Origin of the sequence: Streptomyces sp. CB02366 (assembly GCF_001905905.1) — a bacterium.
In the GTDB taxonomy this organism is placed as follows: domain Bacteria; phylum Actinomycetota; class Actinomycetes; order Streptomycetales; family Streptomycetaceae; genus Streptomyces.
Genome location: NZ_LIVT01000001.1, coordinates 65,798 through 81,735, shown reverse-complemented (window position 1 = coordinate 81,735; position 15,938 = coordinate 65,798). Strand labels below are relative to the sequence as shown.

Sequence of the window (15,938 nt, the reverse complement as noted above, 5' to 3'; positions counted from 1 at the left end):
GTTCGACAGTGGGAGGCACGGTGCGGTCGGAGGGCTACGACTACGACACCTACAGCCGGCTCGCGGGACCGCTCACGGAGCCGGACCCGACCGGGTACCGGGTGCGGTACAGGAGCCTGCTCTCGACGGAGAAGCACCGAATAAGAGCCGTCCTGCTGATGACCCTCGCCCCGGTGCTCACCGGCGTCCTCCTGCTGTACCTGGTCTGGCCCACGCACTGGACCGAGCGGGAGAACGGGGAGTGGTGGCTGGTCGCGGCCGACACCGCGATGCTCGTGTCGATCGCGCTGATCGAGCTGTTCATGCTGGTCAACGTGGTCTCCATCGCGCACGCCACCCTCGTCGCGCGGGATCCGGTCCCGGTGACGCCCGAGCCCGGCACCCGGGTCGCCTTCCTGACCACGTACGTCCCCGGCAAGGAACCGCTCTCCATGGTCCGCGCCACCCTCAAGGGGGCCGTGCGGCTCGTGCACGACGGCCCGCTGGACGTCTGGCTGCTCGACGAGGGCGACGACCCCGGGGCCCGGATGCTCTGCGCCGAGCTGGGCGTCCACCACTTCACCCGGCGCGGGGTTCCGGAGTGGAACCGCGACAAGGGCGTGCACAAGGCGAGGACCAAGCACGGGAACTACAACGCCTGGATCGCGCTGCACGGCGACGACTACGAGTTCTTCGCCTCCGTCGACACCGACCACGTGCCCATGCCCAACTTCCTGGAGCGGATGATGGGCTACTTCCGCGACCCGGACGTCGCCTTCGTCGTCGGACCGCAGGTCTACGGCAACTACGACTCGGCCGTCACCAAGGCCGCCGAGTCGCAGCAGTTCCTCTTCCACGCCCTGATCCAGCGCGCGGGCAACCGCTACGGCGCCCCGATGTTCGTCGGCACCAACAACATCGTGCGCATCGCGGCGCTCAAACAGGTCGGCGGCCTGTACGACTCGATCACCGAGGACATGGCCACCGGCTTCGAGATCCACCGCCGCCGCAACCCGCGCACCGGACGCCACTGGCGGTCCGTCTACACCCCCGACGTGCTGGCCGTGGGCGAGGGCCCCGCCTCCTGGACGGACTTCTTCACCCAGCAGATGCGCTGGTCGCGGGGCACCTACGAGACGCTGTTCAAGCAGTACGGCAAGGCGCTGTTCCGGATGCCCCCCGGCCGCCTCCTCAGCTACACGCTGATGCTCGTCTACTACCCGATGACCGCCGTCAACTGGCTGCTCGGCGTCTTCAGCTGCGTGCTGTTCCTCTGGCTCGGAGCCTCCGGCACCCAGGTCGCCGCCTCCATCTGGCTGATGCTCTACAGCGACGCCGCCGCGCTCCAGATCGGCCTCTACCTCTGGAACCGCCGGCACAACGTCTCGCCGCACGAGCCCGAGGGCTCCGGCGGCCTCGCCGGCATGGCCATGTCCGCGCTCTCCGCCCCCGTCTACCTGAGGTCGCTGGGCTCGGCCGTGCTGCGGACCGACGGCCGGTTCGTCGTCACGCCCAAGGGCGGCCAGGCGTCCCCGGACCGGCTGCTCACCTTCCGTATCCACCTCTTCTGGGCGGCGGTCCTGCTCTCCTCGCTCGCCGCGTCCGTCGTCCTGGACCACACCCACGCCGCGATGCGGACCTGGGCGGCGCTCGGCCTGGCGATCTGCCTCGCCCCGGTCGCCGTGTGGGCCTGGACCGTCCGGCAGGACAGGCGGGCCGAGACCGCCCGTGCCGTCCCCGTCCCCGCGCCCCCCTCGTCCGGGGCGGCGTACGTCCCCACCGCCCCGGCCCCGTCGCCGTCCACCACCACCGCGACGGCGGGCACCACCGCCACCACCACCGCAGGAGGGAACTGAGCCATGGCCTACCGGCCTTCGAAGAAGATGAAGAAGACGCTTCTGGGCGGCGGCGCGGTGGTGCTGCTCGCCGGACTGAACGCGCCCGCCGCGCTGTCCTTCGCGCAGGACCGGTACCACGCGTACAAGATCGACCAGCCCGCCTACAAGGCCGAGTACGGCTCCTGGGAGCGTGTGAACATCCCGAAGGAGTACCGCACCAACGCCATCCACGCGGCGCTCCTGCACACCGGGAAGGTGCTCATCGTCGCGGGCTCCGGCAACGACCAGAAGCACTTCGACGAAGGCACCTTCGACACCGTGCTGTGGGATCCGGCCGAGAACACCTTCCAGAAGATCCCCACCCCCGAGGACTTCTTCTGCGGCGGCCACGCCCAGCTCCCCGACGGCCGCCTCCTGATCGCGGGCGGCACCGCCCGCTACGAGGTGCTCGACGACAAGGTGAAGCGGGCCGGCGGCGGCATGCGGGTCAAGAACGAGAACCCGGACAAGCCGCTGAAACTGAAGAAGGGCACCGTCTTCCGCTCGGCCTCCGGCAAGGAGTACGTCGCCAAGTTCGACGTCACCGTCCCCCAGGCCAAGCGCGAGTTCGACGTCGACTACTTCGAGAGCGGCCAGATGAAGCCGTGGAAGACCAAGGTGACCGCAGCCGAGCAGCGGGTCTTCGTCGAGGCGGTGGACGAGGGCCCCGAGGCGGTGGCGCCGGAGGCCGCGCAGTACGAGATCGTCGGGCTGAAGGGCAAGGACGCCGACAACTCCTACGGGCTGGCCGAGAAGATCACCATGGACAAGCAGGACTTCCAGGGGATCCGCGCCGCCTACGAGTTCGACCCCACGGCGGAGAAGTACATCAAGGTCGATCCCATGAAGGAGGCCCGCTGGTACCCCACCCTCGTCGGCCTGGAGGACGGCCGGGTGCTCTCCGTCTCCGGACTCGACGACGTCGGCGCGATCCTGCCGGGCGACAACGAGATCTACGACCCGAAGACCAAGAAGTGGTCCAAGGGCCCCTTCCACTACTTCCCGACCTATCCGGCGCTGTTCCTCACCAAGGGCGGCAAGCTGTTCTACCCGGGCGCCAACGCCGGTTACGGCCCGGCGGACAAGGGGCGCGAGCCCGGCATCTGGGACATCGAGAAGAACACCTTCACCAAGGTCCCCGGGCTGACCGACACCGACCAGCTGGAGACGGCGGCCTCGCTGATGCTGCCGCCCGTGCAGGACCAGAAGGTGATGGTGCTCGGCGGCGGCGGGGTCGGCGAGTCCAAGAAGTCCACGGCGCGCACGGCCGTCATCGACCTCAAGAAGGAGAACCCGGCCTTCGAGGCGGGCCCCGACCTGCCGCAGGGCACCCGTTACCTGAACAGCGTGATCATGCCCGACGACACCGTCTTCACCAGCGGCGGATCGGAGGACTACCGGGGGCGCGGGGCCAGCAACATCCTGAAGGCGCAGTTCTACGACCCGAAGTCCGGCGCCTTCAAGGAGGCGGCCGAGCCGACCGTGGGGCGCAACTACCACTCCGAGGCGCTGCTGCTGCCCGACGGGCGGGTGGCGACCTTCGGCTCCGACTCGCTCTACGGCGACAAGGACAACACCAAGCTCGGCAAGTTCGAACAGCGGATGGAGATCTACACCCCGCCGGCCCTGCACCGCGCCGAGGGCGAGCGCCCGGTGATCGGGGACGGCCCCGAGGACGCCGAGCGCGGCACGACGGTCACGTACCGGAGCGCCGACGCGGACCGGATCGCCACCGCCCGGCTGATGCGGCCGAGCGCCGTCACCCACACCACCGACGTGGAGCAGCGCTCCATCGAACTGGGCCTGGAGAAGGGCGAGGGCAAGGTGAGCGTGACCGTGCCGGACGACCCCACACTGGTGCCGCCCGGCTGGTACATGCTCTTCGTCACGGACACGGACGGCGTCCCCTCCGAGGCGAAGTGGGTCAAGGTCGCCTGAGGACGCGGAGGCGCCGGGCGCCCGGACCCCACGGGGCCCGGGCGCCCGGCGCGGTCAGGAGGCGGCGCGTTCGGCCAGGCCGAGCGCGTACTCCGGCCACCAGTCGCCGGCCGGCGGGCCGCCCCGGCAAGTGCCGTCGGAGTCGCCCGGCCGCTTGATCCACAGGTAGGCGTCGAGGCGGTCGTCGCCGGTGTCGGTGGTCGGCGGAGTGCCGAGCCCCCGGCCCGGCGGGTTGCACCAGGCTTCCTCGCGGCCCCCGGACAGGGGGCCCTTGCCGTTGCGGCTGGTGTCGATCACGAAGTGCGAGCCGCCCACCGCGTCGGAGAGCCGGGCCGCGTACGCCTTCACGTTCTCGTTCGACTGGAAGTTGGAGACGTTCAGCGAGAAACCGTCGGCCCGGTCGATGCCGGCCCGGCGCAGCGGCTGCGCCATCGTGGACGGTTCGTCGATCCAGTCCGGGTTGCCCGCGTCCAGGTACACCCGGGTGTTCGGCCGGGCCTTGAGCGTGTCCACCGCCTCGGACAGGAGCTGGTAGCGCTCGGCGTGGTGCCCGGGCGGGGTGCAGCCGTCCGCGATGTGGGGGAGGGCGTCCGGCTCCAGGACGACGGTCGCGGGCGCGTCCCCGATGGCGTCGGCGAACGCCCCGATCCAGGAACGGTAGGCGTCCGCGTCCTTCGCGCCGCCCGCGGAGTAGAGCCCGCAGTCGCGGTGCGGGATGTTGTACGCCACGAGCAGGACGGTCTTCTTCGTCCGCGCCGCGGCCCGCACGGCGGCCCGGATGCCCGGGGCGGGGTCGTCCCAGGCGGGCCAGTCGGCCACCGGGCGGTCGGAGATCCGCCGCAGGATCTTCGCGTCCCCTTCGCGCCCCTCCTTCTCCCAGGCGCGCACCTGGCGGGCCGCGTCGCTGTCCGGGTCCACCCAGTACGGCGACGCCGCGCTCGGGGCGGGCTCGCCCCGGAGGTTCCCCCCGGCCTCCTCGGCGGTCGGGGCGACGCGCGGCTCCGGCGTCGAACAGCCCGCGGTGAGGGCGGTCACCAGGACGAGAGCGGCCAGGACGACGGGACCGGTACGGGGGAGAGCGCGGGAGACGGTGCTGCGGCCGGACATCCAGACCCCTCGGGCGGCGGTGACGCACGGATTCGGAAGACGGGGGAGCGGGCGCCATCGTGCCATACCGGTCACCGAGAGTGGCGGTACGACACCGTCCGTGACCCGTGCGCCCGCGGAGTCCCGGTGTTCCGGTGTTACGGCGTTCCGGAGTCCCGGTGTTCCGGCGCCCCGGTGGCCTCACTCCGACGCGGCCAGCGCGATCCCCAGCGGGGTGCGCTCGTACAGCACCTGGTGGCCGTAGCGCCGCGAGGTCAGCAGCCCCGCCCGGCGCAGCACGGACAGGTGGACCGAGACGGACGAGGGCGCGAGGCCCAGCCGGTGCGCCAGCGTGCTCGTGCCGGCCGGTTCGTCCAGGGCGCACAGCACGTCGGCCCGGGCCCGGCCCAGCAGTCGGCCGAGCGTCTCCGGCGTCCGCCCGCCCGCCCCGGACCAGAGGCCGCCGATGCCGCGCGCGGGGTAGATCAGCCCCGGCTGCCACGGCTCCTCGTGGCCGCCGACCACCTCCGGCCAGACGAAGACGCTCGGCATCAGCACCAGCCCCTGCCCGCCCAGCACCCGCCGGTGGTCGCCCCGGGTTCCGGCCACGGTGAGCGTCGAGCCGTTCCAGCTCAGCCGGGTGCTCACCTCGCCCAGCACCCCTCCCAGACCGCTGTCCGCGAGCCGCCGGGAGTGGTAGGCGATGTCCGCCTCCAGCAGCGCCCGCAGCCGGGGCCAGTAGGGCTCGATCAACGCCTCCCAGGCCCGCTCCAGCAGGTCGGCCAGCTCGCGCACCGCCCGCGCGGGATCGGCCAGCAGCCGCCGTCCGACCGCCGACTCCCTCCCGCCCGGCCGGTCCGCCAGGGCCGACGCCATGTCCTGCCGCGCCACGTCGGGATCGGTCGCCCGTACGGTCGCGAGCTCCTCCTCGAAGGTGGCCAGCGGCCCGATCGGCGGCGGGCAGATGAAGTCCGGGTTGTGGCCGGCGTCCGGCATCAGCAGCCACAGGGGCTCCAGGTCCAGGGCCGCGGCGGACTCCCGGACGCGGCGGAGCCACGGCAGGTGGTAGCCGTGCCGGGCGGGCCGGGAGAGCGTGCGCACCGCCTCCTGGGTTTCGAACAGCGGCGACAGCGCGAACCGGCAGCGCAGCAGATCGCTCTCGCCGAAGTGGAGCTGGAACGGCACGCCTTCCCCTTCCGGGCCCCGAAGATTCGTCCTGAACCGAAAGTCTACGGACGAGGCCCGCCCGGCCCCAGGCTCGTCCCATGCCGAACGACAGACCCGCCCCGGTGGACACCCCTCGTACTCCGACCGCCCCGGCGGCACAGGTCCCGGCTCCGCCCCCGGAGCGTGCCGCCCCCCTCCCCGACCCGGGCCCCGGGCCCACGCTCCGGGATCCGGCGGCCCCGGCGGACCGCGCCGCCCCGGCCGCCACCACGCCCTCCGCCCTCGCTTCCGGCGCCGGGACCCGCGCCGTCCCGGACCCGGCCGCCCCGCCCGGCTACCGGGCCGTCTTCGCCGTCACCGAGTTCCGGGCCGTCTTCGCCGCGCACCTGCTCTCGCTGCTCGGCGTCGTCGTCAGCGAACTCGCGCTCACCGTGCTCGTCTACGACCTCACCCGATCCCCGCTGCTCAGCGCGCTGACGTTCGCGCTGGGGCTGCTGCCGTACATGATCGGCGGGACGCTGTTCGCGGGGATCGCCGACCGCTACCCGGCCCGCCGCGTCCTGGTGGTCTGCGACCTGCTCTGCGCGGCCTGCGTCGCCGTGATGCTGGCGCCCGCCACCCCGGTCGCCGGCCTCCTCGCCCTGCGCTGCCTGGTCGCCGCGATCGCGCCCGTCTTCACGGGGACGCGGATGGCGGCGCTCACCGACATCCTCGGCGAGGGCGACCTCTACGTACTGGGCCGTTCGCTGCTGCGGATCGTCTCGCAGAGCGCGATGCTCATCGGGTTCGGAGCGGGAGGGGTGCTGCTCACCGTGCTCTCCCCGCGCGGCGCGATCACCGTCACCGTGGTGACGTTCCTCGGCTCGGCCGCCCTGCTCCGCTTCGGCACCCGCGACCGTCCTGCCCGTTCCGGCGGCGGGGAGCCCGGCGGCACCCTGCTGGGGGAGTCGCTCTCCGGGGCCCGTCTGATCCTGGGCGACCGCCGCGTCCGGGCGCTGATGCTGCTGTTCTGGGCGCCCGCGATGTTCGTCGTGGCCCCGGAGGCGCTGGCCGCCCCCTACGCCGACGCGATCGGGGCCCCGCCCGCCGCGCTCGGGCTGCTGCTCTGCGCGATGGCCGTCGGGCACATCGGGGCCGAGCTGTTCGCGGGGTCCGCGCTCAGCCCCCGCCACCGCTCCCGGATCGTCCTGCCGGTCGCCGCCGTCGGACTGCTGCCGCTCCTCGTCTACGTGGTCCGCCCCGGGCTGCCGCTGGCGGTCGCCGCCCTCGTGCTGGCCGGGGCGGGCGCCGCGTACGTCATCGGGCTCGACCAGTGGTTCGTCGACGCCGTGCCCCAGGAGCTGCGCGGCCGGGCCATGACCCTGCTCACCGCCGGGCTGATGACCGTCCAGGGGTTCGGGATGGCGCTGGCGGGGCTCGCGGCCGAGTTCTTCCCCGTGCACCAGGTGGTCGCGGGCTCCGGCCTCCTGGGCACCCTGTGCACGCTGCTGCTCGTCGTGGAGGTCCGCAGGACAGCCCCCGGACGGATGTCCGATACCGAAGAGCGAGACGGAGCTGACCGGCATGTGACCAGTGGGTAAGGTCGGTGCCGTGCCGAAGCCGCTCAGCCTTCCCTTCGACCCCATCGCCCGCGCCGACGAGCTCTGGCGGCAGCGCTGGGGGCCCGTGCCCTCGATGGGGGCGATCACCTCGATCATGCGGGCCCAGCAGATCCTGCTCGCCGAGGTCGACGCCGTCGTCAAGCCGTACGGACTGACCTTCGCCCGGTACGAGGCGCTGGTGCTGCTCGCCTTCTCCAAGGCCGGCGAGCTGCCGATGTCCAAGATCGGGGAGCGGCTGATGGTGCACCCCACCTCGGTCACCAACACCGTGGACCGGCTGGTCAGGTCCGGTCTCGTGGCCAAGCGGCCCAACCCGAACGACGGCCGCGGAACGCTCGCGTCCATCACCGGCAAGGGCCGCGACGTCGTCGAGGCGGCCACCCGCGACCTGGTCGCGATCGACTTCGGGCTCGGTGTGTACGACGCCGAGGAGTGCGCCGAGATCTTCGCCATGCTGCGGCCGCTGCGGGTGGCGGCGCAGGACTTCGAGGAGAAGTGACCGCGGCCCCGCGGTGAGCCGGGGGCCGGGCCGCCCGGCCGAGTGCGGAACCTCCCGGCCCGGGGCGGGGACCGCACGAAGACCGCTTGGTCCGGGGCGGGGACCGCACGTCGGCCACCCGGTCCGGGGCGGGGGTCGCGCGAAGATCGCCCCGGTCGTCCCGTTACGCTCGATGCCATGAAACAGAACGTGCTCACCCGCTACCGGGTGATGGCCTACGTCACCGCCATCTGGCTGCTCGTCTTCACCGTGGCGATCATCGCGAAGTACGGATTCCAGACCGGCGACACCATGCTGATCTCCCAGATCCACGGCGTGCTGTTCATCGTCTACGTCGTCTTCGCCTTCGATCTGGGCTCCAAGGCGAAATGGCCCTTCGGCAAGCTCCTGTGGGTGCTGGCCGCCGGCTGCATCCCCTTCGCCTCGTTCTTCGTCGAGCCGAAGGTCAGCCGGGAGGCCCGCGCCCTGGTCACCGACCCCGCGCCTGCCCCCGCCCAGGTCTGACCCCGGCGCGTCCGGCACACCCGCACCGCCCCGCGCGAAGCGCCGGGCGGTTTGCCATCGACATTTAGTAGGACGTCCTAGTAAATTCGAGGGTATGGACGCTGACGCGATCGAGGAAGGCCGCCTCCGCTGGCAGGCCCGTTACGACAAGGCCCGCAAGCGCGACGCGGACTTCACCACGCTCTCCGGTGACCCCGTCGAGCCCGTCTACGGGCCCCGCCCCGGTGACACGTACGAGGGATTCGAGCGGATCGGCTGGCCGGGGGAGTACCCCTTCACCCGCGGCCTGCACGCCACCGGCTACCGGGGCCGCACCTGGACGATCCGCCAGTTCGCCGGCTTCGGCAACGCCGAGCAGACCAACGAGCGCTACAAGATGATCCTCGCGGCGGGCGGCGGCGGACTCAGCGTCGCCTTCGACATGCCGACGCTGATGGGCCGCGACTCCGACGACCCGCGCGCCCTCGGCGAGGTCGGCCACTGCGGGGTCGCCATCGACTCCGCCGCCGACATGGAGGTCCTCTTCGGCGGCATCCCCCTCGGGGACGTCACCACCTCGATGACCATCAGCGGCCCGGCCGTCCCCGTCTTCTGCATGTACCTGGTCGCCGCCGAGCGCCAGGGCGTCGACCCGGGCGTGCTCAACGGCACGCTCCAGACCGACATCTTCAAGGAGTACATCGCGCAGAAGGAGTGGCTGTTCCAGCCCGAGCCGCATCTGCGCCTGATCGGCGACCTGATGGAGCACTGCGCCGCCTCCATCCCCGCCTACAAGCCGCTCTCCGTCTCCGGCTACCACATCCGCGAGGCCGGGGCGACGGCCGCGCAGGAGCTGGCGTACACCCTCGCGGACGGTTTCGGCTACGTGGAGCTGGGCCTCTCCCGCGGCCTGGACGTCGACACCTTCGCGCCCGGACTCTCCTTCTTCTTCGACGCCCACCTCGACTTCTTCGAGGAGATCGCCAAGTTCCGCGCCGCCCGCCGCATCTGGGCCCGCTGGATGAAGGAGACGTACGGCGCGAAGACCGACAAGGCGCAGTGGCTGCGGTTCCACACCCAGACCGCCGGGGTCTCGCTCACCGCGCAGCAGCCGTACAACAACGTGGTGCGCACCGCCGTCGAGGCGCTCTCCGCCGTCCTCGGCGGCACCAACTCGCTGCACACCAACGCCCTCGACGAGACCCTCGCACTCCCCTCCGAGCAGGCCGCGGAGATCGCCCTGCGCACCCAGCAGGTGCTGATGGAGGAGACCGGCGTCGCCAACGTGGCCGACCCGCTGGGCGGTTCCTGGTACGTCGAGCAGCTCACCGACCGGATCGAGGCCGAGGCCGAGAAGATCTTCGACCAGATCAAGGAGCGCGGCACCCGGGCCCACCCGGACGGGCAGCACCCCATCGGGCCGATCACCTCCGGCATCCTGCGCGGCATCGAGGACGGCTGGTTCACCGGCGAGATCGCGGAGTCCGCCTTCCAGTACCAGCGGGCCCTGGAGAAGGGCGACAAGCGGGTCGTCGGCGTCAACGTCCACCACGGCTCGGTCACCGGCGACCTGGAGATCCTGCGCGTCAGCCACGAGGTCGAGCGCGACCAGGTGAGCCAGCTCGCCGAGCGCAAGGCCGCCCGGAACGACGCCCAGGTCACCGCCGCCCTCGACGCGATGCTCGCCGCGGCCCGCGACGGCTCCAACATGATCGCGCCCATGCTCGACGCGGTACGGGCCGAGGCCACGCTCGGCGAGATCTGCGGGGTCCTGCGCGACGAGTGGGGCGTCTACACGGAGCCGCCGGGGTTCTGAGGGGCGCTCAGCCGTACCCCGGGCCCCGGACGCGTGCCGTCCGGGGCCCGGGCCCTCTCACCCGGCCCGGGCCCCGGTCAGCCCCGAGAGCAGCAGCACGGTGAACCGCCCGGCCCAGTCGGCGTCGACCGGCTCGGCGCTCACGAGCATCCGGTGCACCACCGCGCCCGCGATGACGTCGAAGATCAGGTCGGCGGTCCGGTCCGCCGCCGACGCGTCGGTCTCGACCGGCAGTTCACCGCGTCGCTGCGCCCGCAGCCGCCCCTCCAGCACCAGGCGCTTCTGCCGCTCCACGATCGAGTCCCGGATGCGCAGCCGCAGCGATTCGTCCCGGGTGGACTCCGCGACCACCGCCATCAGGGCGGTCCGGGTCTCCGGCCGTTCCAGCAGGGCGGCGAACTGGAGCACCACCCCCTGCACGTCGGCGGCCAGGCTGCCCCGGTCCGGCAGCTCCAACTCGTCGAACAGGACCGCGACCGCGTCCACGACCAGTTCGTTCTTGCCCGCCCACCGCCGGTAGAGGGTCGTCTTGGCGACCCCGGCCCGGGCCGCCACATCCCCCATCGTCAGCTTCGACCAGCCCAGATCGACCAGGGACGCCCGCGTCGCCTCCAGGATCGCGGCGTCGGCCGCGGGGCTCCGCGGACGTCCGGTCCGGCCGGCTCGGAGATCGCTGTCGCTCATGATGCGGCGACCATACCGGCCGGTAGGAAAACCGCTACGCCCCGGTAACCGTGAGACAGATCACCGGGACCATCTGTCGCGGCGGGGCGATCGGCAGTTACGCTACGGGTCGTAGCGTAAGGAAGGCGGCCGGCCCGCCCCCGTACGCCGCGCAACGAGCGACAGCCACCGGGGCCTTCACCAGGCCCCGAGGCGCCGGGTGGGGATCCGGCGCCGCACGGACCGGCCGGACGGGGATCCGGAAGGTCCACCCGGGTCTTCACCGGCCCACGCGTCACGACCGGGTCTTTTCAGGGGCCCGGCCGGTTCCGCCGAGGCCCTCCGGGGCCTCACCGGGCCCTTCGGGCGCCCGGGACCGTCCTGGTCCGTCCGCTCCCGCGCGCCGGCGGGGGCCTTCGGCCGGGCCGGTTATCGCGCTCGCTTTTCGCAACGGTGCGCTCAGGGGGGAGGATGTGCGTATGCAGCCTAGGAACATGTCCATGAGCGGCGTCGTCGACCTCGCCGCCGTCAAGGCGGCCGGCGAGGCCAAGGCCAAGGCGGAGCAGGCCCGAGCCGACGCCGCCCGCACCGGAGCCTCCGGCGCCGTCGCGCCCGCCTCCCTGGTGATCGACGTCGATGAAGCCGGTTTCGAGCGCGACGTCCTCCAGCGCTCCACCGAGGTGCCCGTCGTCCTCGACTTCTGGGCCGAGTGGTGCGAGCCGTGCAAGCAGCTCGGTCCTCTGCTGGAGCGGCTGGCCGTCGAGTACAACGGCCGCTTCCTGCTGGCCAAGGTCGACGTCGACGCCAACCAGATGCTGATGCAGCAGTTCGGCATCCAGGGCATCCCGGCCGTGTTCGCCGTCGTCGCCGGGCAGGCCCTCCCGCTCTTCCAGGGGGCGGCCCCCGAGGCCCAGATCCGCGAGACGCTGGACCAGTTGATCCAGGTCGGCGAGGAGCGCTTCGGGCTCACCGGGATCACGGTCGACCCGGACGCCGGGACGTCGGGCGCCGTACCGGCCGAGGCGCCGGCCGGCCCGTACGACGCCCTGCTGGAGGCCGCCGCCTCCGCGCTCGACGCCAATGACTTCGGCGGTGCGATCCAGGCGTACAAGAACGTCCTCACCGACGACCCGGCCAACCCGGAGGCCAAGCTGGGCCTCGCCCAGGCGGAGCTGCTCGGCCGCGTCCAGAGCATGGACCCGCAGGCGGTCCGCAAGGAGGCCGCGGACAACCCGGCCGACGTGGACGCCCAGATCGCCGCCGCCGACCTCGACCTCGTCGGCGGACACGTCGAGGACGCCTTCGGCCGGCTCGTCGAGGCGGTCCGCCGCACCGCGGGCGACGAGCGGAACACCGCCCGGCTGCGGCTGCTGGAGCTGTTCGAGGTGATCGGTCCCGAGGACCCCAGAGTGACCGCCGCGCGCACCGCGCTCGCCCGCGTCCTGTTCTGAGACCGGCCCGCCGTCCGCTCCGGACGCGCCCGATTGTTCCGATGTGACAAGACGGCCGCACCGCCCACCCGGCGGCGCGGCCGTTTTGCCGTCCCGACGCCAAAGAACGGCCCGAGAAGCCGTCGCTTTACCAAATCTTGACAAAGATGCGAGCTGTTACTCGCAGTAAGGCGCACGGCCGTTTCTGTCCGGTTTCCAGGGAGTTTCCCGCCATTCCGATGTCCCTTTCGTTCCACCCTGCGTCGCCGCGCGATGCCGCGCTGTCGTCCGGTGGTTATCGGGCCGTTACTAGCGAGTAACGATCCCCCTTGTGTCGGGCGCGTGAATGCACCACGATCGGCCACGCTCGGTCCACCACCTTCCGCCCGGCCTCCAGCCGGTGCCCGAGGGGCTGTTGGATCCCCACCGAGTGGGTCGGAGGCAGTGGCGCCGGCCCTGGACAGGGGGGTTCCCGCTCGATGGCGGGGCCTGTCCGACCGGCCGTGCGGAGCGCGCGGCCCGTGGTTGTCGCTCGGGGGTGAACGCCGGTGGATCGGATACGGGACACGTCTCCGCTCGCGGGCGCTCTCCTTCCCGAGGACGTAGCACTTCTCCCATCCCAGGCCGGGCACGACGCCCGCCCGGAGATGTACGTCCGAGAAGAAGGAGCAAGTATGAGTTCCCAGGTTCGCGGTGGGACGAGATGGAAGCGGTTCGCTCTGGTCATGGTGCCGAGCGTCGTCGCCACGGCGGCGGTGGGCGTCGGCCTCGCGCAGGGTGCGCTGGCCGCCTCGTTCAGCGTGTCCGGCCAGAGCTTCAAGGTCCGCACCGACAAGCTGGAGGGCGAGGACTTCGTCCAGTACGGCAGCGTCGCGGTCGGCAAGGACCTCGAGGGCAACAAGGCGGCGCACGCGGTCGCGGTGTCGGGCTTCAGCAGCGCGACGATCACCAACATGTGCCAGTCGGTGGTCACGCCGAAGGTCCCCTTCATCAACAAGAGCATCAGCCTCAAGCTGAACGCCGGTACCGACCCGGACAACCCGGTCAAGGCGACCAACCTCTACCTGGACGTCGCGCAGCTCGACGCCGACGCCGAGTTCGAGAACATCGATATCGGTGTCGCGGCGGGCTCGCTGCGGAAGGAGAACCGGCCGAACAGCATCGGTATCCAGCCCGGTACGCAGGCGAACGGTGCGGGCTTCGCCCAGCGGGCCGACCGGGCCGTGCTGACCGATGTGAAGCAGACGGCGTGGGCGACCACCGCCGGCACCTTCAAGCTCAGCGACCTGAAGCTCAGGCTGCACACGGGCGTCGAGGAGTGCTTCTAGCACTCGGCCCGGGTGGCCGGAACGCCCCGGCGGGCGTTCCGGCCACCCACCCTCCCCTTCTCACAGCGGTACCGGTTCCAGGGAGCTGTTTTCCATGAGCCCCGAGTCCACAGGGCAGAACGAGCACCACATCCACGTCTACCGGCGACGCTTCCGCGCCTGGCGGGGTGACCGGCCGTTCTGGGCCGGTCTGTTGACCATGGCCGGTGGCCTTCCCATCGCCTACTTCCCCTACGCCGACCTGCACCTCGGCAACATGACGCTGGCGATGTCCACGACCGCCGGCGCCGGATCCCTGATCATCGGGGTCCTGCTGATCACGCTCGGCTTCACCATGTGGTTCCACCACATCGTCCGGGTGTTCGCGGGCGTCGCGGCCATCCTGCTGGCGCTGATCTCCCTTCCCGTCGCCAACATCGGCGGCTTCGTGATCGGATTCCTGCTCTCCCTCATCGGCGGAGCCCTGTCCGTTTCGTGGGCGCCCGGTGCGCGGGAGAGCGACCGGGCGGCGGACGGCCACCCCGCCGCGCCGGCGGAGGGCCTGCCGTACGAGGAGCGTCCCGGGGGCGAACTCCAGTCCGCGGCCGTTCCGCAGCAGGGCGCCGGGTTCGACGCGGCGGTCGGCTCCGAAACCGGGGGGCACCGTGCGGGGTGACGACGGACAGCGGACGGACGCCCGCCCCGGCGACGAGTTCCGCGAGCGCACGGGGCCCCGCCACGCGGCCCCCAGGAAGTCGCTGCTCACCAAGCTCCACCTGCCCAGCGGGAAGAAGGCGCTGGCGCTCGCGGCGATGCCGACGGCGGTCTTCGTGGGCATGGGGCTGACGCCCAAGCTGGCTCTGGCCGACGAGCGCATCGAGAACCCGTTCGCGCCCGGCCCCTGCGTCACCCGGTCCGACGAGCCGAGCGAGTCCGCGTCGCCCGAGGCCACCCCCTCCCCGTCGGCCACGGCGGAGGACGGCAAGGACGGCGCCTCCGGCAAGGACGGCGCCGCGGCCCCGAAGCCCTCGGCCGGCGGGTCCGCCCCCGGTACGGAGAAGGACCCGGCCGCCGGCGAGAAGCCCGGTGCGGACACCTCGGCGCGCTCCGCGGACGACCAGCCCGCCGCCACGCCCTCCGCGACCCCGACGCCCACCGCGTCGAAGAACCCGCTCGACCCGCTCGGCATCGGCGACGCGCTCAAGGACCTCTTCGACGGCCCGGACGACGGGAAGTCCGAGGAGCCGGCGGCCCCGTCCCCGAGTCCCACGCCCGAGGCGTCCGAGGCGCCCGAGGCGCCCCGGAAGTCGGAGACGCCGAAGGACCCGGCCGAGGACGCGGCCGACAAGGCGAAGGAGACGTCCGACAAGACGGCCGACGCCATCCGCGAGGCCGCCGAGAAGGCCGGCGAGAAGGTCGAGGAGCTGGACGAGGACGTCAAGGGACTCGACCCCAGGAAGGACGAGGCCATCCCGGACGGCGCGAAGCCCCGCTTCCCGTGCCCCGAGCCCGACCCGGACGCGCTCGCCGCGGCCGAACTGGAGCCCGGCGTCCCGCTGCTGCCGAGCGACCCGTGGATCCTGGAGTCGACGCGGCTCACCCTGCGGGGCCTCGACTACCACGGCATCGTCGAGGTGAGGAAGGCGGACGGCAGCGTCAAGAAGGTGCTGAAGTTCACCGCCGCCTCGATCGACATCAAGGACCTCCACCAGCGCACCGTGGGTCCGGCGGGCACGACGGGGCACGTGAAGTCGCGCCCCGGCTCGGTCTCGAAGATCCGCGACGGCGAGGTCACGATGTACACGGAGGAGCTGAAGGGCAACCTCTTCGGCGTCTTCCCGGTCACGTTCAGCCCGCAGACCCCGCCCCCGCTGAACGTCCCCGGCGCCGTGTTCACCAAGGTGAGGGTCGTCCAGGCCGGTCAGTTCGGCGGCACGCTCACCGTGCCCGGGCTGGAGAACTACCTGGAGGGCGGCACGGGTTAGCCCCACCGCATCCCCACGTTCACCTGGTCCCTGTGGCCCGCACCGCCAAGTTCGCTGGTGCGGGCCACAGTCGTCTCTGCCAGGTAAAGGTTCGCCATGAATTCTTC

Annotated in this window: 13 protein-coding genes; 10 read left to right on the top strand and 3 right to left on the bottom strand. The window is 72.0% G+C overall.

Annotated features, from left to right (window positions below):
- Nucleotides 1-20 precede the first annotated feature (20 nt).
- Complete coding sequence (locus AMK24_RS00290; RefSeq protein WP_073765543.1) at nt 21-1,835, top strand: glycosyltransferase family 2 protein; 1,815 nt, start codon at nt 21-23, stop codon at nt 1,833-1,835.
- A gap of 3 nt (nt 1,836-1,838) precedes the next feature.
- Nucleotides 1,839-3,794, top strand: a complete 1,956-nt coding sequence (locus tag AMK24_RS00285; RefSeq protein ID WP_073763717.1) for a kelch motif-containing protein — start codon at nt 1,839-1,841, stop codon at nt 3,792-3,794.
- 54 nt (nt 3,795-3,848) lie between these two features.
- Here AMK24_RS00285 and AMK24_RS00280 read toward each other — a convergent pair whose 3' ends face one another.
- Nucleotides 3,849-4,901, bottom strand: coding sequence for a glycoside hydrolase family 6 protein (locus tag AMK24_RS00280; protein ID WP_073763715.1), 1,053 nt, complete (start codon nt 4,899-4,901; stop codon nt 3,849-3,851).
- A gap of 180 nt (nt 4,902-5,081) precedes the next feature.
- Complete coding sequence (locus tag AMK24_RS00275; protein ID WP_073763713.1) at nt 5,082-6,065, bottom strand: ArsR/SmtB family transcription factor; 984 nt, start codon at nt 6,063-6,065, stop codon at nt 5,082-5,084.
- Nucleotides 6,066-6,145: 80 nt separating this feature from the next.
- Between AMK24_RS00275 and AMK24_RS00270 the strand changes: the two genes are divergently transcribed.
- From AMK24_RS00270 to AMK24_RS00255, 4 genes are all read left to right on the top strand, one after another.
- A complete protein-coding gene (locus AMK24_RS00270) occupies nt 6,146-7,627 on the top strand; it encodes an MFS transporter (protein WP_073763711.1) in 1,482 nt (493 codons plus the stop codon).
- 10 nt (nt 7,628-7,637) lie between these two features.
- Nucleotides 7,638-8,147, top strand: coding sequence for a MarR family winged helix-turn-helix transcriptional regulator (locus AMK24_RS00265; protein WP_073765541.1), 510 nt, complete (start codon nt 7,638-7,640; stop codon nt 8,145-8,147).
- A gap of 177 nt (nt 8,148-8,324) precedes the next feature.
- Nucleotides 8,325-8,651: a DUF3817 domain-containing protein gene (locus AMK24_RS00260; RefSeq protein ID WP_073763709.1), complete on the top strand. Its 327-nt coding sequence runs from the start codon at nt 8,325-8,327 to the stop codon at nt 8,649-8,651.
- Nucleotides 8,652-8,745: 94 nt separating this feature from the next.
- A complete protein-coding gene (locus AMK24_RS00255; RefSeq protein WP_073763707.1) occupies nt 8,746-10,446 on the top strand; it encodes an acyl-CoA mutase large subunit family protein in 1,701 nt (566 codons plus the stop codon).
- A gap of 57 nt (nt 10,447-10,503) precedes the next feature.
- On the opposite strand, the gene AMK24_RS00250 is transcribed toward AMK24_RS00255, so the two are convergent.
- Nucleotides 10,504-11,130, bottom strand: coding sequence for a TetR/AcrR family transcriptional regulator (locus AMK24_RS00250; protein WP_073763705.1), 627 nt, complete (start codon nt 11,128-11,130; stop codon nt 10,504-10,506).
- Nucleotides 11,131-11,588: 458 nt separating this feature from the next.
- Here AMK24_RS00250 and AMK24_RS00245 point away from each other — a divergent pair, with 458 nt between their 5' ends.
- The 4 genes from AMK24_RS00245 to AMK24_RS00225 all read left to right on the top strand — a co-directional run bounded on the left by AMK24_RS00245 (nt 11,589) and on the right by AMK24_RS00225 (nt 15,831).
- The gene (locus AMK24_RS00245; protein WP_073763702.1) at nt 11,589-12,560 is read left to right on the top strand and encodes a tetratricopeptide repeat protein; all 972 of its coding nucleotides are present in this window, start codon (nt 11,589-11,591) and stop codon (nt 12,558-12,560) included.
- Nucleotides 12,561-13,213: 653 nt separating this feature from the next.
- Nucleotides 13,214-13,867, top strand: coding sequence for a DUF6230 family protein (locus AMK24_RS00235; RefSeq protein WP_073763700.1), 654 nt, complete (start codon nt 13,214-13,216; stop codon nt 13,865-13,867).
- A gap of 94 nt (nt 13,868-13,961) precedes the next feature.
- Entirely contained in the window at nt 13,962-14,522 is a 561-nt protein-coding gene (locus AMK24_RS00230) for a DUF6114 domain-containing protein (protein ID WP_073763698.1), read from the top strand.
- Nucleotides 14,512-15,831 carry a hypothetical protein gene (locus AMK24_RS00225; RefSeq protein WP_073763696.1) on the top strand — a complete coding sequence of 440 codons (1,320 nt, stop codon included), beginning with the start codon at nt 14,512-14,514 and terminating at the stop codon, nt 15,829-15,831. The genes AMK24_RS00230 and AMK24_RS00225 overlap by 11 nt, the downstream gene beginning before the upstream one ends.
- Nucleotides 15,832-15,938 lie beyond the last annotated feature (107 nt).